Here is a 16,797-nt window from a genome sequence, read left to right as displayed (position 1 = left end):
AAACCGAGCTAACCGGTCGTGGCATTACGGCCCAGTGCCTCCAGGGCGCGCGCGTTGACCTCGTCGACCTCGCCGATACCGTCCACCGAGACGACCAGGCCGTCGTAGTACTTCAGCAGGGGTTCGGTCTCGTCGCGGTAGACACGCAGGCGGGTCCGGATGGTTTCCTCGTTGTCGTCGGAGCGACCCCGTGAGAGCATCCGCTCGACCACGGTGTCCTCGGACACCACGAAGCACAGCACGGCGTCGAGCCCGCTGCCCAGTTCGTCGAGGATCTTCGCCAGCGCGTCGGCCTGGTCGACCGTGCGCGGGTATCCGTCGAGAACGAAACCGCGCGCCGCATCGGGTTCGCCGACCCGGGACCGGACCATACGGTTGGTCACATCGCTGGGCACCAGCTCGCCGGCGTCCATGTAGCGCTTGGCCTCGAGGCCGAGCGGTGTCTGCTCGCTGATATTCGCGCGGAAGAGGTCCCCGGTGGAGATATGCGGTACGCCCAGCTTTTCCGATAGCAGCACGGCTTGAGTGCCCTTGCCCGCTCCCGGCGGTCCGAGTAGTACGACTCTCACTTGAGGAACCCTTCGTAATTGCGATTCATGAGTTGGCTTTCGATCTGCTTCACGGTGTCCAGGCCGACGCTCACGATGATCAGCACCGCGGCACCGCCGAATACCATGCTCTGCGCGCCGCCGGTGGAGCCGAGGAACACAGTCGGCAGGACAGCCACCGCTCCGAGGTACATGGAGCCGGGGAGGGTGATCCGGCTCAGTACGAAGCTGAGATGATCCGCGGTCGGTTTACCGGGCCGGTAGCCCGGGATGAAACCGCCGTACTTCTTCATCTCGTCGGCCCGTTCCTCCGGGTTGAAGGTGATGGCCACGTAGAAGTAGGCGAAGAACACGATCAGTCCGAAGTAGATCGCGATATAGACCGGGTTGGTGGGATCCACCAGGTAGGTCTGGATTATTTCCTGCCACCAGCTCGGGTCGGTCTCGTTCGTGGAGCCCGTCAGCTGCACGACCAGGTTCGGCAGGTAAAGAAGCGAGGAGGCGAAGATCACCGGGATCACACCGGCCTGGTTGACCTTCAGCGGCAGATAAGTCGAGGAACCGCCGTACATTTTACGGCCGACGACGCGTTTGGCGTATTGCACCGGAATCCGGCGCTGGCCCTGCTCGACGAATACCACGGCGATGATGATCGCCAGCGCCGCCGCGCACACCACGCCGAACACCAGACCGCCACGGCTGTCCAGGATGTTTTTGCCCTCGGAGGGGATCCGGGCCGCGATACCGGCGAAGATCAGCAGCGACATACCGTTGCCGACACCGCGCTCGGTGATCTGCTCGCCGAACCACATCACCAGGGCGGCGCCCGCGGTCATCACCAGAACGATGATGATCATGCCGAAGATACTGGTGTCGGCGAGAATATCCTGCTGACAGCCCTGGAGGAGTTGGCCGCGAGCGGCCAGCGCCACCAGACCCGTGGCCTGCAGAATCGCCAGCGCGATCGACAGGTATCGGGTGTACTGCGTCATCTTCGTCTGGCCGGCCTGGCCTTCTTTCTTCAGCTCCTCGAACCGTGGGATGACCACGGTGAGCAGCTGGACGATGATGCTCGCTGTGATGTAGGGCATGATGCCGATCGCGAACACCGACAACTGCAGTAGCGCGCCACCGGAGAACAGGTTGATCAGCTGGTAGATACCGGCGGAATCACCACCGGAAACCAGGTCGATACACTCCTGGACCGCCCTGTAGTCGACGCCCGGCGAGGGCAGCGCGGCACCGGCGCGGTACAGCGCGACCAGCCCCAGCGTGAAGAGAATCTTCCGCCGCAAGTCCGAGGTCCGGAAGGCCGTAACGAAGGCGGAAAGCACAGATCCTCCTGGCGAACGACATGGTCAGGCCATGGAAATTTCAGCGTGTCCCGACTCGGAAATCGCCGAACCCATGACGGGTCTTGGCAGAACCACTTGAACTCTAACAGTGACGCCGGACGAGCCTGCACTCGTCCGGCGGCGCTGTGCCTTTCGACATGGTCGGGAGCGCTGCGTGGTTACGCTGCGCTACCGCTTCCGCGCTTGACCCGACCATGTCGATCGACGTATGGCGTACGTCAGCCCAGTTCGGTGGCGGTACCACCGGCGGCGGAAATCTTCTCCTTGGCGGAGCCGGAGAACTTGTCCGCACTGACCTGCACGGCGACGGAGATCTCTCCCTCGCCGAGCACCTTCACCAGCTGGTTCTTGCGCACCGCGCCCTTGGCGACCAGCTCGTCCTTACCGATGGTGCCGCCCTCGGGGAACAGCTCGGCAATGGTGCCCACGTTCACTACCTGGTACTCCACCCGGAACGGGTTGGTGAAGCCGCGCAGCTTCGGCAACCGCATCTGAAGCGGCATCTGCCCGCCCTCGAATGCGGCGGGCACGTTCTTCCGTGCCTTGGTGCCCTTGGTACCGCGGCCGGCGGTCTTGCCCTTGGAGCCCTCACCGCGACCCACCCGGGTCTTATCGGTCTTGGAGCCCGGGGCCGGGCGCAGATGATGCAATTTGATGGTCATGTCAGACCTCCTCAACAGTTACGAGGTGGCGCACGACATTGATCAGACCACGGTTCTGCGGGTTGTCCTCCCGGATCACCGTCTTACGGATACCCCGCAGACCGAGGGTCCGCAGGCTTTCCCGCTGATTCTGCTTGGCGCCGATCGAGCTCTTGATCTGGGTCACCTTGAGATCTGCCATATCAGACTCCTTGTCCGGCACGGGCACGCAGCATGCCCGCGGGAGCGACGTCCTCGATCGGCAGACCGCGGCGCGCCGCGACCTCTTCCGGCCGCTGCAGCATCTTGAGTGCGGCGACGGTCGCGTGGACGACGTTGATCGCGTTGTCGCTACCGAGCGACTTGGCCAGGATGTCGTGGATGCCCGCGCATTCCAGTACGGCACGCGCGGCGCCACCGGCGATCACACCGGTACCCGGGGAGGCCGGACGCAGCATGACGACACCGGCCGCCGCTTCGCCCTGCACCGGGTGGGTGATGGTGGAGCCGATCATCGGGACGCGGAAGAAGCCCTTACGCGCTTCCTCGACACCCTTCTGGATGGCCGCGGGAACTTCCTTGGCCTTGCCGTAGCCGACACCGACCAGGCCGTTGCCGTCGCCCACGATGACCAGGGCGGTGAAGCTGAAGCGCCGGCCACCCTTGACGACCTTGGAGACACGGTTGATCGCTACGACGCGCTCGAGCTGGTTCTTCTCGGCGGGATCGTTACGACGATCGCCGCGGCGGTCGCCGCCGCCACGACGGTTGTCGCGGCCGCCCTCGGGGGCGTTGGGGTTCTGTCCGGCGGGTCCGTTTCCGCCGTCACGCCGTTGACGTCCCGGCATCAGACGTTCCTTCCGTTCACGCTGGTAAGTGCAGTGGTGTTGATCATCAGAACTTCAACCCGCCTTCCCGGGCGGCGTCGGCGAGCGCCGCGATCCGGCCGTGGTAGTCGTGGCCGCCACGGTCGAACACCACGGCCTCCACACCGGCGGCCTTGGCACGCTCGGCGATCAGTTCGCCGACCTTCTTGCCCTTGGCGGTCTTGTCGCCGTCCAGCGCCCGCACATCGGCTTCGATAGTCGAGGCCGAGGCCAGGGTGCGACCGGCCGAATCGTCGATGAGCTGCACATGCAGATGCCGCGAGGAGCGGTGCACGATCAGCCGCGGCCGAACGCTGGTGCCCTCGATCTTCTTGCGCAGGCGGAAGTGACGCCGCGTCTTGGACAGCCGACGGCGGGTCGAAGCATCCTTGCCCAGCGGAATGCGCTTGGACTTCTGGTTCTCGGTTTGCGCCATGATCACTTACCCGTCTTTCCGACCTTGCGGCGAACGACCTCGCCGGCGTAGCGGATGCCCTTGCCCTTGTACGGGTCGGGCTTGCGCAGGCCGTGGATAACCGCCGAAATCTGGCCGACCTTCTGCTTGTCGATCCCGGATACGGAGAATTTGGTGGGCGATTCCACCGCGAAGGTGATGCCGTCGGGCGCCTCGATCGGCACCGGATGGCTGTAGCCGAGGGCGAACTCGAGGTTGCTGCCCTTCTGCTGCACACGGTAGCCGACGCCGAAGATTTCCATCTTCTTCTCGTAGCCCTTGGTGACACCGGTGACCATATTGTCGATCAGGGTGCGGGTCAGGCCGTGCAGCGAACGGTTGCGCCGCTCGTCGTCCGGGCGGGAAACCACCAGGCGGCCGTCTTCCTGCGCGACGGTGATCGGCTCGGAAATGGTCAGCGCGAGCTGACCCTTCGGGCCCTTCACGGCGACGTCCTGGCCGTTGATGGTCACCTCGACACCCGAGGGAATCACGACGGGATCTTTGCCGATACGCGACATGTCCGTACCTCCCTTACCAGACGTAGGCGAGGACTTCCCCGCCTACTCCCTGCTGAGCCGCCTGACGGTCGGTGAGCAGACCGGTCGACGTGGAGATGATCGCCACGCCGAGGCCGCCCAGGACCTTGGGCAGGTTGGTGGATTTCGCGTACACGCGCAGACCCGGCTTCGAGACGCGGCGCAGACCCTGCAGGCTGCGCTCCCGGCTGGGGCCGTACTTGAGGTCGACAACGAGGGCCTTGCCCACGGTCGCGTCCTCGGTGCGGTAATCGGCGATATAGCCCTCACGCTTCAAGATCTCGGCGATATTCGCCTTGAGCTTCGAATGCGGAGCCTTCACCTCATCGTGGTACGCCGAGTTGGCGTTGCGCAGACGTGTGAGGAAGTCTGCGATCGGATCGGTCATGGTCATAGTTCGACCTCGACACCTTTCTCGCTGCGGTTCCCATACAACACCCGCGCCACGCGGGCGCAGGCCGTGGGCCTACAGCAATTCGGCTGGTCCGGACGGCAATCACCGCCGGATGAGTTCGTATCGCCCGGGGGCCCACGCGGGGCCGCCCACGGACACAGATGTGCCCTGGCAACCGGTCTAGTGTAGGAGCTGGCTCGAATACGACAAAATCAGGGTCCAAGAATGGCATCCTGACCAGGTACTCTGGCCATTATGACAGAGAAGGGGAACCTCGAGGAGCGGGTCACCGCCCTCGAAGGTGAGGTGGGAGATCTCAAGCATCGGTTGCAGCGCAGCGAGAAAGATGCCGCCGCGGCGCGCGTCCTTGCGGGCGGGGCGGACCGCGATACCTCGGAATTGCGGATCGAACTACGCGAGTTCCGCGAACAGAACATGCGCCTGCACAACGCGACACGGGCTGATATCGCCGATATCCGCGGCGATATCAGCGAGATCCGGGGCGAACTCGGGCAGCTGAACGGCAGGGTGGACACGTTGACCCTGGAAATACGTAGCAAGTTCGACATACTGGCGGCGGGACAGCAGCAGATCGTTGACCTGATCAGCCGAGCCGACGATGACAAGGGCGGCGACAGCTAGCCGGATTCTCACGCAACAGGGCCCCTGAAGCGGTTGTTTGCTTCAGGGGCCCTGGCGCACTCTCGGCACAGGCGGCTCACCAGGAGCTCTTGTGCACCTCCGGCAGATCGTCGAACTGCCCGGTTTCGGGCTCGACCGGCTCGGCAGGTTCGTCGGCGGCGGCTGCGCGCAGTTCCATATCGAAGCCCTCGACATCGTGTTCGCCCACTCGCACCTGCGCACTGGCCGGCGCGTAGCCGCTGGCGACCACGGTGTAGCTACCTTCGGCGAGATTGCCGAAGGTATAGGAACCGTCCGCGTCCGTGGTCCGGCTCTCGAGCACATTGCCCAGCGAATCGGTCAGGGTGACCAGCGCACCGGCCAGTGGACGCCCGCCACCGTTGACGACACCCGCGACTCGCACGCCGGGTCGCAGCAGTACCTCCAGGCGGGCGGTGTCCCGGCCGGTCACCTGGGCAGATACGGCGGCCGGATGGTAGCCGAACGCGCTCACCGCGATGGTGAACTCGCCCTCCGGCAGTCCGGTGAGCTCGAACCGTCCGGTGTGATCGGATTCGCCTGCCGCCATGACCTCACCCCGCAGGTCCAGGGCGGTGATCATCGCGGCGGAGACCGGGGTGCCGTCACCGGTACGCAGGACCACGCCTTCGAGACCGGTCAGCGCACTGAGCGTGACATCGTAGGACACGGGGTTGCTGCCGAGAACCGCGGTCGATGCATCCGGCCGCCGCCCCTCCGCGGAGGCGATCAGTACATACGACCCCGGCGCCGGCGCAGCCAGTTCGTAGAACCCGTCCGGTCCCGACCGGGCCCGGCCCAGTTGCTGCCCGGCGGGCGAGATCAAGGTGAGTGTCGCGCCGGATACCGCGCCGCCGCGGGTATCGGACACCCGGCCGAACAGCACCGAACCATTGCCGGTCGGCTGCGGGGACGGTTCGCTCGCACCGTTGCGTTGCGCCGGCGCGACGGCCGGTGTCTCGGGTGCTGCGTGCCGCGGGCTCGGCGTGACAGCGATGTCCTCGGTGACCGCCTTCGCCGCCACATCGTCGACCACCTGCTCGGCTTCCGCCGAGAGCCCCGCGGGCGCCGCCGGGACGGCTTCGGCCACCGCATGCGCTTCGGCCCTCGCTTCGTCGGGCCGGGCGCCGGCGACAGCCGCCGCGGCCGCGCGTTTGGCCGTCGGAATGGTCAGCGCGACCAATGCGGCCGCCACGGCGACACCGCAGCCGATCAGGATGCCGACCCGGAAACCGTCCTCGGTCGGGACGCTGGCCCCGCCGGCGAAACTGACGCTCATCTGCGCGAGGACCGCGCCGACGGCGGCCGAGGCCACCGAGGTACCGATCGAACGCATCAGCGTGTTGAAGCTGTTCGCGGCCGAGGTCTCGGTGATCGGCACCGAGCTCATGATCAGCGCGGGCATCGCACCGTAGGCGAAACCGACACCGAAGCTGATGATGATGCCGCCGAGCATCAACCCCCACGCCTCGCCCATCATCAGGACCGACGACCCGTACCCGATGGCGATGATGACCGAGCCGAGAATCAAGGTGATCTTCGGGCCGGCGATCGCGGACAGCTTCGCGCTCAGCGGCGAGGTGAGCATCATGGTCAGACCACCGGGCGCCATCCACAGGCCCATCGCGACCATCGACTGCCCCAGGCCGTAGCCGGTGGCTTCCGGCAGCTGCAGCAGCTGCGGGAAGATCAGCGCCTGCGCGAACATGGCCATGCCGATGACGATCGAGGCGGCATTGGTCAGCAGCACCCGCGGGCGCGCGGTCACCCGCAGATCGACCAGCGGATCACGCGAGCGCAGTTCCCACAGACCCCACAGCAGCAGCACTACCACCGCGGCGATGAACAGCGAGATGGTGGTGACGCTCGTCCAGCCCCAGGTCGCCCCCTTGGAGACGGCGAGCAGGAGGCAGACCAGAGCGGCGCCGAGACCGAGTGCGCCCAGCACATCGAAGCGGCCGCGTTCGGCACGCGGCGGGGTCGCCGGTACCACCAGGAAGATCAGCAGGCCCGCGATCGCGCCGAGTACGGCGATACCCCAGAACAGGTACTGCCAGCTGCTGTATTCGACGACCGCCGCGGCCAGCGGCAGACCGAGCGCACCACCGACACCGAGGGAGGAGCTGATCAGCGCGATACCCGAGCCGAGCTTGGCGGGCGGCAGCAGATCGCGCAGGGCGGCGATACCGACCGGGATCAGGCCCACGGCCATCCCCTGCAGAGCGCGGCCGACGAGCATCGGCCACAGCGACGTGGACACGGCGCACAGCACCGACCCGATGATGAGCGGAACCACCGAGCCCACCAGGACCACGCGTTTGCCGTAGAGGTCGCCCAGCCGGCCGGCGACCGGAGTCGTCACCGCGCTGGCCAGCAGGCTCGCGGTCACCACCCAGGTCGCGTTCGACGGGTCGGTGCTCAAGATCTCCGGCAGCTGCCCGAGTAACGGCATCACCAGGGTCTGCGTCAGTGACGCCACGATCCCAGCGAAGGCGAGCACCGCAAGTACCGCCCCGGGGCGGACAGCGGGTTCGGTTTTGGTCACGAGCTTGCTCCTCGCAAGAAAAGTTCAGTCGATGTGCATAATACACATAACATGCATGATGCAATCTAACCAATTCGGACACCCCACCACCCGGTCGATCGGACCACCCCGAAACCGGCGGATACGGCACGATATGAAGCGATGCCGTATTCACTCGCCGATGTCCTGCCGTCCGTGGCCGCCTCGTTCGGATCGGACGAACCCAACCCCTTGGGAATCGCACCCAACCGCGACGTGGTGGTGCTGCTGATCGACGGCCTGGGCGCGGAACTACTCGCCCGGCACCGCGACCTCGCCCCCACGCTGGCGGCACATACCGCCACCACACTCACCGCCGGCTTCCCGGCGACCACCTCGACCAGCCTCACCAGCCTGGCCCTGGGCGCCCCGTGCGCGACGCACGGCATCATCGGCTACAGCTTCGCCGTCCCCGGCCCGGACGGTATCCGGCTGTTCAATTCACTGCGCTGGCGGCTCGACGGCGCGACCGGCGACGACGCCCGCGAAACGCATCCGCCCGAAACGGTTCAGCCGGGCACCAGCAGGCTCGAGGATCTCGCCGCCCGCGGGGTCGAGGTGCACTATGTGATTCCCGGATATCAGCAAACCTCCGGCCTCACCCGCGCATCGTTCCGGGCCGCCGGAACCCTGCACCCCGCGACCACACTGGACGAGGTACGCGCCGGAATCCGGGCGGTCGCCGATCATTCCGGTGCGGGTTCGCGTTTCGCCTACGCCTACTTCCCCGATCTGGACGGCAACGGTCATCTGCACGGTCCCGAATCCCCGGCGGCGCTCGCGGTTCTGCGGGATATCGACGCCTTCGCGGCCGACCTGCTCACCGATCTCCCGGATACCTGCACACTGCTGATCACCGGCGACCACGGAATGGTCCACGCCGATACCGTCATCGACCTGGATACCCGGCCCGGGCTGCACGACGGCGTGCGGTTGATCGCCGGTGAGGCACGCGTACGCCATATCTACCTCCGCGACCCGGCCGCACTATCCGATACTTTCGATCGATGGACCGGCGAACTGGCCGGCCACGCACATGTCGTAACGCGTGAGCAGGCACTGGACGAGCACTGGTTCGGCCGTACCCCGCCCGATCCCGTGATCGCGCACCGTATCGGGGACCTGCTGGCGGTGGCCGAGGGCGGCGCCGTGCTGGTGCGGCCGGAATCCGAACCGCTGGAATCGGCGATGGTCGGCCATCACGGCGCCTGGACACCCGACGAACAGCTGGTTCCGTTCATCACCTCGCGCTGAATTTCGTCCGGAGACCGCAGCACCGAAGCCTTGACCTGAACTATTATTCAGGTTTTACCGTCGGGTCATGCGCACCGAAACAATCCGGGAAACCGGCCCCACCGAACCGACAATGCACCAGCTAACGCCCGATCTCTGGGAAACCCGCGAGTTCGTCGTCCCCGGCGGGCCACGAACTCACGCCTACCTGTGGACCCCACCCGCCGGACCGAACATCCTCTTCTATTCCCCCGGTAGTGACCAGGACTTCGACCGGCTCGAACAACTCGGTGGCGTCGCCCGCCAGTATCTGAGCCACCAGGACGAAGCCGGGCCGATGCTGCGTGCCGTGGCCGGGCGCTTCGGCAGCCGCCTGTACGCCCCGGCCGCCGAAGCCGCCGAAATCGGAGCCCACGCACCGATCGATATCGCGGTATCCGAACGAGGTGTGGACGATGCGGGCGTCGAAGTGATTCCCACCCCCGGCCATACGCCGGGCAGCACCTGCTACCTGGTCCCCGGCCACGACGGCCGCCGCTATTTGTTCACCGGCGATACCCTGCTGCGCTATCGCGAGGGCTGGCGAGTGGGATACATCCCGGGTTACAGCGATAAAGACGGCCTGTTCGCGGCGCTGGACACACTGGCCACCGTGCAACCGGACATGGTGGTGTCGAGCGCTTTCGTCGCGGGAGCCTCCGGCTACCACCATGTGGATCGCGACGCCTGGCAGTCCCATCTCGACGAAGCCCGGGCCGCGCTCTCTTGACCATCCTGCGCCCGCGGGCACCGCTCGGCCCACCCGGACCGAGCGGTGCCTCTACTCAACGCATCACGGGATGACGGTCACGCCGATACCGGGTGGAGCACCCACCGGCTGATCGATGATCACCGATAGCGTCGACCCCGGGGTCCGCGCGGCACGACCGGCGTATTCGGCCAGATTCTCCCCCAGACGCTGTTTCGCCTCCGGCGTGAAGTTGGGCGGCAGCGCACCCAGCACCGGTCCCAGATCCAGCGCATCGATCATGCGCGCCTCCACGTCGGTGAAGTTCACCGTGACCGTATTCGGCGCCTGCTCCGTCGTCACCGCCGAGGCAGTACCGGCCCCGAAGACCAGACAGCCGAGCGGAACGGCGAGAGTGATCAGAGGTGTGCGGATTCTCACGAAAAGTATCTCCTGATTTGTGGTGCAAAGTGTTGTTGCACTGACGGATTCGGGCCGACGGCGGCACCGCCGACACGAATGGGACGCCCGGTGACGCTTTTCGGGTGAACCGGAAGCAATGGCCGCCCCTTCTCGTCGGCAATTACCCGTGGTCACGCACACGGCCGGGCTGAACACGTCCGCCCCGCAGCGTTTCCCGGCCACCGATCGGCGCACGCGCTGCCGGCGGAGCCTGGACTACAGGGCTCATGCGTCGGTGGACGAGCTACGTCCACCAATGGACCGTCAGCGCCGGCAGACGCAGAGGTGTAGCAACAACTCCGGGCCCACTGCCCCGGTGGCAGTTCGGCCGGCAGCGCGAGGCCGGTCGTCCCATCGGCGGTAATACGCACCCGCGATCAGCAGTCCGGCGATCAACAGGGCCGGGTACCAGAGAGAGCCCACCCGCGGGCGAACGGCCGGAGCACGGACACAGCGGAAAGGACAGTGCACGGTCTGGCTGCCCGTATCCGGGGACTCCGAGAGGACGTAACCGACCGGTTCGTGGATCGCGACCACCGAGTGGACGAACGAAAGCTTCCCGGGCGGCGTGGGTTCCGGGTTCGAAAAGTTCTGGATACCGAAAGTCATTACCACGGTGGCGAATACCAGAACGACAGCCCGCGCCAAGTTCGGCGGGCGCCCGATACTCCTCACAGCCGCCGATACTAGGGGGCTATTTCCACACCGGGACAACCGGGACGATTCCGGCACTGGGAACGATCCGGATCGCATCGCGACAGCTATCGGACAGCGACCGCGCCCAGACCCCGGCACCCCGGGAACCGGCCGCGCGCGAGCGTCATACTCCATCGACACAGAACAGAAACGGCCACGAAACCTCGGCTCGATACCTTTCGGACGCTCGACCAGCCTGATCCGGAGGTGCCCCATGACCGATTCCTACGCCCGCGCCGCGGCCGAAACCCTCACGCGCGGACTGGGCAGGCGAGGGTTTCTCCGCGCGGCCGCCGCTGTCGGAGCGGTCGGCGCCGCGGCCGCGGCCACCTCCTGCGCCACGGACACCGCGGCCAACTCCGTCTCGGGCTCCCCGACTGCCCGGCCATACACCGGCGGCGTACCGATCCTGCAACCCGGCCAGGGCGATATCCCCGGCGACCACTACCTGCGCTCGGAAGTGGAACAGGTGCTGTGGGGTTATGTCCCCAATATCCACAGCACAGAAGTGCTGCGGATGAAATCCGGCGAGACGGTCACCATCGACGCCGTATCGCACGAAGGCATCCTCGAAGACCAGGGCCGGGACCCGGTGGCGTACTTCGGTGCCGAGGGCGTCGCGAAAGGCGATGTACTGGCCGATGCCGTCGCCATCGCCGAGGGTTACGACCGGACGCCGCGGGATTTCGATACCGACGGCCCGCATATCGTCACCGGTCCGGTATTCGTCGAGGGCGCCCGGCCGGGCGATGTCCTGAAGATCGAAACCCTCGATGCAGTCCCGCGCGTGCCGTACGGCGTGGTCTCGAGCCGGCACGGCAAGGGCGCCTTGGCCCGGACGGCGAAAGGCGAGGCTCCCGCCGGTATCTCACTGGCAGAGGTGATGCCGCCGATATCGACCGACGGCCGCTCCGCCGACGATCCGCGCGATTACGGCAATATCTCCACCTTCACCGCCATCGAGGAAGGTCTGGGCGTTATGCCGTACGGCGAGGCAAAGGTCCGCTTCCCGCTACGGCCCTTCATGGGCATGATGGGCGTGGCCTTCTCGCCCGACACCGATCCGAAAGCGGCCTCGGCCAATTCGATTCCCCCGACCCGTGGCGGCGGCAATATCGATATCCGCCTGCTGGGTGCGGGATCCGCCTTCTATCTCCCGGTTTTCGCCGAAGGCGCACTGTTCTATGTCGGCGACCCGCATATGGCCATGGGCGACGGCGAAGCCGCGCTCACCGCGATGGAGGGCTCGTTGCGCGGCACCTTCCGGCTCACCGTCTGCAAACCGGGATCCGGGGACGCGCCGGAGGTCGCCTACACCTACCCGTTCGGGGAAACCGAGGAGGCCTGGATCCCGATCGGCCTCTCCGATCCGGACGGTTCGCTGGGCGGCCAGTCCGGTGATCTGGATATCGCCATGCGCCGCGCAGTGGTCAACGCACTCGACTTCCTCGAGCAGGAAAAGGGTATGGACCGCGCCACCGCGTACGCCTATCTCTCGGCGGCGGCGGACTTCACCGTCTCCCAGGTCGTGGACCGCACGGTCGGCGTGCACGGTCAGATCTACAAATCCCACTTCGCCTGATCCTGTTGTTTCCGGCATCGGACAACAGCCGGTCACCGGCGCTTCCCCCATGAGGCATGCCGGACCCCGGAGCGACACAGCACCCGTAGACATACATACGGCATGTATGTAACTATCGATGTGGAACCGACCCCGGAGGAAATATGTCGAACACCAACGACCTCGGTCGCATCGATATCGCCCACTTGCCCACCGCAGCCATCCGCTACAGCGATACCGGCAGCGGGCCACCGATCGTCTTCGTCCACGGACTACTCGTCAACTCCGGCCTGTGGCGGCACACCGTCGCGCCGGTCGCGGCGGCAGGTTACCGCTGCCTCGTCCCGGACTGGCCCCTCGGATCGCATTCGATCCCGGTGCCGGACGCCGACCTCACCCCCACCGGCGTCGCCGGTCTCATCGCCGATTTTCTCGACCATCTCGACCTGCAGAATGTCACGATCGTCGCCAACGACACCGGCGGCGCCCTCACCCAGGTACTGCTGACCCACCGCCCGGAACGGATCGGCCGTGTCGTGCTCGCCGCGGTCGATTCCTACGAGAGTTTCCTGCCACAGCCGTTCACCCTGCTACCGCCGCTGGCGCGCGTGCCGGGATCGGTCCGGCTCATCACCGAACTGCTGCGATTCCGTTTCCTGCAGCGCCTGCCGATCGCGCTGGGCTGGTTGAGCAAACGCCCGATCCCACCCGAGACCGTCGATTCCTATCTCCGGCCCAGCCGTGAATCGGCAGCCATCCGCGCCGACCTGCGCCGCTTCCTACAGCACGCGCGGCGCCGCTACACCCTCGATGCCGCCACCCGATTCGATTCGGTGACGGTGCCGGTACTCGTCGTCTGGGCCCGCGAGGACCGGCTGTTCCCGGTCTCCTACGCCGAACGTCTCGTCCGCGATCTACCCGATGCCACTCTCGACCTGATCGACGATTCCTACACGCTGATCCCGGAAGACCAGCCCGAGTTGCTCGCCGGACGAATTCTGGAGTTCACTCGGCTGCATGCCACGCCGTAGCCAGGAGGACCGCTCCCGCACCACCCGCGCCGCGCTCGAACAAGCCGGCCGCCGCCTGTTCACCGAGCGCGGTTTCGCGGGTACCTCCGCGGAGCAACTGGTGACCGAGGCCGGCGTAACCCGCGGCGCACTGCACCACCACTACGGCGATAAACGCGGCCTGTTCCTCGCGGTCCTGGAACAGCTGGAAACCGAGATCACCACCGAAATCGAGAATGTACTACGCACCGCCCCCGCCGAGGACATCCTCACCGCCATGGCCGCCGGCCTGAACACCTTCCTGGAGATCTGCCAGCGCCCGGAGATGATCCGTATCGCCCTGTTCGATGCCCCTGCTGTCCTCGGCTGGGAAGCCTGGCGCGAACTCGAAGCCCGCCACGGCCTGGGCCTCATCACCGCCGAACTGGAACGTGCCCGCGACACCGGCCTGATCACCGCCACCGCCGTCCCCACCCTCGCGCAGCTCATCCTGAGCGCCGTCTCCGAAGCCGGCCTGATCGTCGCCCACGCAGCCGACAAGGACACCGCCCGCCGTCAGACCCAGGAATCGCTGCTACTGCTCGTCAGCGGTTTGCTCCGCACCTGACCGCCCCGGGCACACGGCTCAGTGATCAGGAAACCCGTTGCACACGGTCCGGCGAAGACGCAGGATAAGCCTCATGCCGGACCTCGCCGATTTCGATCGACGCCGTTATCGCGCCGTCGACGTCGCCACGGGATACGACGGCTGGGCTCCGACCTACGAGCAGTCCGTCCTCGACGATATGGATCGGGCTCTGCTGAATCGTCTGGACCGGCCGCGCTGGGACCAGGTCCGCCGCGCAGCGGATTTGGGCTGCGGTACCGGCCGCACCGCTGAATGGCTGCGCGAACGCAGTCCGGCCACCATCGACGGAATCGACCTCAGCGAAGGGATGCTCGCGCGCGCCCGGGCGCGCGGGATACATTCCTCCCTCACACATGGTGATGTTCGCGCGACCGGGTTGCCGGGCGGATCCTACGATCTCGTCATCGCCTGCCTGATCGACGAGCACCTGCCCGATCTCGCACCGCTCTACACCGAAGCCCGCCGGCTCGCGGGCCCGAGGGGCGTATACGTCTCGGTCAGCTACCACCCGCAATTCATGATGGTGACCGGTATGCCCACGCACTACACCAGCCCCTCTGGCGAGCCACTGACCATCTCCACACATTTGCACCGTCTCAGCGACCATGTAACCGCGGGTGTCGAGGCCGGTTGGCAGCTCGCCGAACTGACCGAATCCGCGATCGATGACACCTGGATAGCCGCGAAGCCCAAATGGGCACACCTGCGCGGCCACCCGTTCACCATGGCGTCGGTATGGGTATGAGGCCGAAGAGCCTTCGCCGCATATGGCGAAGCGGCCGACGGCCCACAAGCGCGAAAAGGACCCGAGCCGTAGCTCGGGTCCTTTTCAGTGGTGTGGGATCCCGGTCGGACAGTGCCGCCCGGGATCAGCTCACCAGGAGCTCTTGTGCACGCCCGGCAGCTCGCCGCGGTGCGCCATCTCGCGCAGGCACACACGGCACAGGCCGAACTTGCGGTACACCGCGTGCGGCCGGCCGCAGCGCTGGCAGCGGGTGTAGGCGCGGACAGCGAACTTCGGCTTGCGGTTGGCCTTGTTGACCAGTGCTTTCTTGGCCATGTCTCAGTTCTCCTTGAACGGGAAGCCGAGGTGCTTCAGCAGGGCACGGCCTTCGTCGTTGTTGGTCGCGGTGGTAACAACGGTGATGTCCATACCGCGCGGACGGTCGATCTTGTCCACATCGATCTCGTGGAACATCGACTGCTCGCTCAGGCCGAACGTGTAGTTGCCGTTGCCGTCGAACTGCTTGGGCGACAGGCCACGGAAGTCGCGGATACGGGGCAGGGCGATCGAGACCAGGCGGTCCAGGAACTCCCACATCCGGTCGCCGCGCAGGGTGACCTTCGCGCCGATCGGCATACCCTCACGCAGTTTGAACTGCGCGATGGACTTGGTGGCCTTGCGGATCTGCGGCTTCTGTCCGGTGATCAGCGCCAGGTCGTCGATCGCGCCGTTGATCAGTTTGGCGTCGCGGGCGGCGTCGCCGACACCCATGTTCACGACGACCTTGACCACGCCCGGGATCTGCATGACGTTGGCGTACTCGAACTCGCTGTTCAGCGCGTCCTTGATTTCCTCGCGGTAGCGCACCTTCAGCCGCGGCTGGATCTTCTCAGTGGTGGTCATATCAGATGTCCTTCCCGTTCTTACGGGAGATCCGAACCCGCTTGCCGGTTTCTTCGTCGGTGCGGTAGCCGATCCGGGTCGGATTACCGTCGGAGTCGACGACCATCACGTTGGACACGTGGATGGGCGCCTCCTGGGTAACGATGCCGCCCGACGACGCGCCGCGCAGGTTCGCGGAGTTCGCGACATGCTTCTTGATCCGGTTCACGCCCTCGACCAGGATCCGGTTCTGCTGCGGGAAGGCCTGGATGACCTTACCCTTGGCGCCCTTGTCCTTACCCGAGACGACGAGCACGGTATCGCCCTTGTGCACCTTCATGTCAGAGCACCTCCGGGGCCAGCGAAACGATCTTCATGAACTTCTTGTCGCGCAGCTCGCGGCCGACCGGGCCGAAGATGCGGGTGCCACGCGGGTCGTTGTCCGGCTTGATGAGCACGGCGGCGTTCTCGTCGAAACGGATGTAGGAACCATCCGGACGGCGCCGTTCCTTGGTGGTGCGCACCACGACGGCCTTCACGACGTCACCCCGTTTGACGTTGCCGCCGGGGATCGCGTCTTTCACAGTGGCGACGATGACATCGCCGATACCGGCATAGCGGCGCGACGAACCACCGAGAACGCGGATGCAGAGAATCTCCTTGGCACCCGTGTTGTCGGCGACGCGCAGCCGCGACTCCTGCTGAATCACTTCAGCCTCCTCGACCTGGACGTAAAGCACGCCGGATTGCCGACCCGACGGGCATGGTCTGTTACCACCCGAACGCACGCCTACCAGCGGTTTCATCTGATCTATACGATCAACCGCCGGGGGTTCGTGGCCGAATCGCGGGCT

The 16,797-nt window shown here is 66.0% G+C and carries 21 protein-coding genes and 1 pseudogene; 7 read left to right on the top strand and 15 right to left on the bottom strand.

Translation table 11 applies throughout. The features are described from left to right. Positions 1-8: 8 nt before the first annotated feature. The 8 genes from ON22_RS03990 to rpsH all read right to left on the bottom strand — a co-directional run bounded on the left by ON22_RS03990 (position 9) and on the right by rpsH (position 4,797). Complete coding sequence (locus tag ON22_RS03990) at positions 9-569, bottom strand: adenylate kinase (protein ID WP_033244273.1); 561 nt, start codon at positions 567-569, stop codon at positions 9-11. Beyond that, positions 566-1,882, bottom strand: a complete 1,317-nt coding sequence (secY, locus tag ON22_RS03985; protein WP_033244272.1) for a preprotein translocase subunit SecY — start codon at positions 1,880-1,882, stop codon at positions 566-568. Before secY ends, ON22_RS03990 begins: the two co-directional genes overlap by 4 nt. Before the next feature lie 239 nt (positions 1,883-2,121). Beyond that, positions 2,122-2,565, bottom strand: a complete 444-nt coding sequence (gene rplO / locus ON22_RS03980) for a 50S ribosomal protein L15 (RefSeq protein ID WP_033244271.1) — start codon at positions 2,563-2,565, stop codon at positions 2,122-2,124. Between the two features lies 1 nt (position 2,566). Continuing rightward, complete coding sequence (gene rpmD, locus ON22_RS03975) at positions 2,567-2,746, bottom strand: 50S ribosomal protein L30 (RefSeq protein ID WP_033244270.1); 180 nt, start codon at positions 2,744-2,746, stop codon at positions 2,567-2,569. 1 nt (position 2,747) lies between these two features. Further along, positions 2,748-3,392, bottom strand: a complete 645-nt coding sequence (rpsE, locus tag ON22_RS03970) for a 30S ribosomal protein S5 (protein WP_033244269.1) — start codon at positions 3,390-3,392, stop codon at positions 2,748-2,750. Positions 3,393-3,438: 46 nt separating this feature from the next. Next, entirely contained in the window at positions 3,439-3,846 is a 408-nt protein-coding gene (rplR, locus tag ON22_RS03965; RefSeq protein WP_033244268.1) for a 50S ribosomal protein L18, read from the bottom strand. Between the two features lie 2 nt (positions 3,847-3,848). Next, the gene (gene rplF, locus ON22_RS03960) at positions 3,849-4,385 is read right to left on the bottom strand and encodes a 50S ribosomal protein L6 (RefSeq protein WP_033244267.1); all 537 of its coding nucleotides are present in this window, start codon (positions 4,383-4,385) and stop codon (positions 3,849-3,851) included. 13 nt (positions 4,386-4,398) lie between these two features. Continuing rightward, entirely contained in the window at positions 4,399-4,797 is a 399-nt protein-coding gene (gene rpsH, locus ON22_RS03955) for a 30S ribosomal protein S8 (RefSeq protein WP_033244266.1), read from the bottom strand. A gap of 255 nt (positions 4,798-5,052) precedes the next feature. Between rpsH and ON22_RS03950 the strand changes: the two genes are divergently transcribed. After that, the gene (locus ON22_RS03950; protein ID WP_051157125.1) at positions 5,053-5,439 is read left to right on the top strand and encodes a hypothetical protein; all 387 of its coding nucleotides are present in this window, start codon (positions 5,053-5,055) and stop codon (positions 5,437-5,439) included. Positions 5,440-5,515: 76 nt separating this feature from the next. Here the strand turns inward: ON22_RS03950 and ON22_RS37795 are convergent, their stop codons facing one another. Together ON22_RS37795 and ON22_RS37790 are read right to left on the bottom strand one after the other, a co-directional pair. Further along, positions 5,516-6,328, bottom strand: a complete 813-nt coding sequence (locus ON22_RS37795) for an MSCRAMM family protein (protein WP_231508604.1) — start codon at positions 6,326-6,328, stop codon at positions 5,516-5,518. Between the two features lie 267 nt (positions 6,329-6,595). Continuing rightward, positions 6,596-8,002 (bottom strand): annotated as a pseudogene (locus ON22_RS37790) (MFS transporter); the annotation flags it as partial. A gap of 141 nt (positions 8,003-8,143) precedes the next feature. Here ON22_RS37790 and ON22_RS03940 point away from each other — a divergent pair. Together ON22_RS03940 and ON22_RS03935 are read left to right on the top strand one after the other, a co-directional pair. Next, positions 8,144-9,274 carry an alkaline phosphatase family protein gene (locus tag ON22_RS03940; RefSeq protein WP_051157124.1) on the top strand — a complete coding sequence of 377 codons (1,131 nt, stop codon included), beginning with the start codon at positions 8,144-8,146 and terminating at the stop codon, positions 9,272-9,274. A 112-nt stretch (positions 9,275-9,386) separates the two neighbouring features. Continuing rightward, the gene (locus ON22_RS03935; protein ID WP_033244619.1) at positions 9,387-10,022 is read left to right on the top strand and encodes an MBL fold metallo-hydrolase; all 636 of its coding nucleotides are present in this window, start codon (positions 9,387-9,389) and stop codon (positions 10,020-10,022) included. 63 nt (positions 10,023-10,085) lie between these two features. On the opposite strand, the gene ON22_RS03930 is transcribed toward ON22_RS03935, so the two are convergent. Then, on the bottom strand, positions 10,086-10,421 hold the full coding sequence (locus tag ON22_RS03930) for a hypothetical protein (RefSeq protein WP_033244263.1): 336 nt from the start codon (positions 10,419-10,421) through the stop codon (positions 10,086-10,088). A 931-nt stretch (positions 10,422-11,352) separates the two neighbouring features. On the opposite strand from ON22_RS03930, the gene ON22_RS03920 reads away from it, so the two are divergent. The 4 genes from ON22_RS03920 (at position 11,353) to ON22_RS03905 (ending at position 15,082) form a co-directional block, all read left to right on the top strand. Continuing rightward, positions 11,353-12,720 carry an acetamidase/formamidase family protein gene (locus tag ON22_RS03920; RefSeq protein ID WP_033244261.1) on the top strand — a complete coding sequence of 456 codons (1,368 nt, stop codon included), beginning with the start codon at positions 11,353-11,355 and terminating at the stop codon, positions 12,718-12,720. A gap of 143 nt (positions 12,721-12,863) precedes the next feature. Beyond that, positions 12,864-13,730: an alpha/beta fold hydrolase gene (locus ON22_RS03915; RefSeq protein WP_033244260.1), complete on the top strand. Its 867-nt coding sequence runs from the start codon at positions 12,864-12,866 to the stop codon at positions 13,728-13,730. Next, a complete protein-coding gene (locus ON22_RS03910) occupies positions 13,717-14,316 on the top strand; it encodes a TetR/AcrR family transcriptional regulator (protein ID WP_033244259.1) in 600 nt (199 codons plus the stop codon). Before ON22_RS03915 ends, ON22_RS03910 begins: the two co-directional genes overlap by 14 nt. 73 nt (positions 14,317-14,389) lie before the next feature. Then, on the top strand, positions 14,390-15,082 hold the full coding sequence (locus ON22_RS03905; RefSeq protein WP_033244258.1) for a class I SAM-dependent DNA methyltransferase: 693 nt from the start codon (positions 14,390-14,392) through the stop codon (positions 15,080-15,082). Positions 15,083-15,211: 129 nt separating this feature from the next. Here ON22_RS03905 and ON22_RS03900 read toward each other — a convergent pair whose 3' ends face one another. Genes ON22_RS03900 through rplN form a run of 4 tightly spaced genes read right to left on the bottom strand, consistent with a single transcriptional unit; the run spans position 15,212 to position 16,653 of the window. Then, a complete protein-coding gene (locus tag ON22_RS03900; RefSeq protein ID WP_014349101.1) occupies positions 15,212-15,397 on the bottom strand; it encodes a type Z 30S ribosomal protein S14 in 186 nt (61 codons plus the stop codon). 3 nt (positions 15,398-15,400) lie between these two features. After that, on the bottom strand, positions 15,401-15,964 hold the full coding sequence (gene rplE / locus ON22_RS03895; RefSeq protein WP_033244257.1) for a 50S ribosomal protein L5: 564 nt from the start codon (positions 15,962-15,964) through the stop codon (positions 15,401-15,403). Position 15,965: 1 nt separating this feature from the next. Then, positions 15,966-16,283, bottom strand: coding sequence for a 50S ribosomal protein L24 (gene rplX, locus ON22_RS03890; RefSeq protein WP_033244256.1), 318 nt, complete (start codon positions 16,281-16,283; stop codon positions 15,966-15,968). Position 16,284: 1 nt separating this feature from the next. Further along, complete coding sequence (rplN, locus tag ON22_RS03885) at positions 16,285-16,653, bottom strand: 50S ribosomal protein L14 (RefSeq protein WP_033244618.1); 369 nt, start codon at positions 16,651-16,653, stop codon at positions 16,285-16,287. Positions 16,654-16,797: the final 144 nt, after the last annotated feature.

Source organism: Nocardia carnea NBRC 14403 (genome assembly GCF_000308515.1).
Classification (GTDB): domain Bacteria; phylum Actinomycetota; class Actinomycetes; order Mycobacteriales; family Mycobacteriaceae; genus Nocardia; species Nocardia carnea.
Note: the sequence above shows the minus strand (reverse complement) of the source record. Positions and strands in the feature narration are given on the sequence as shown.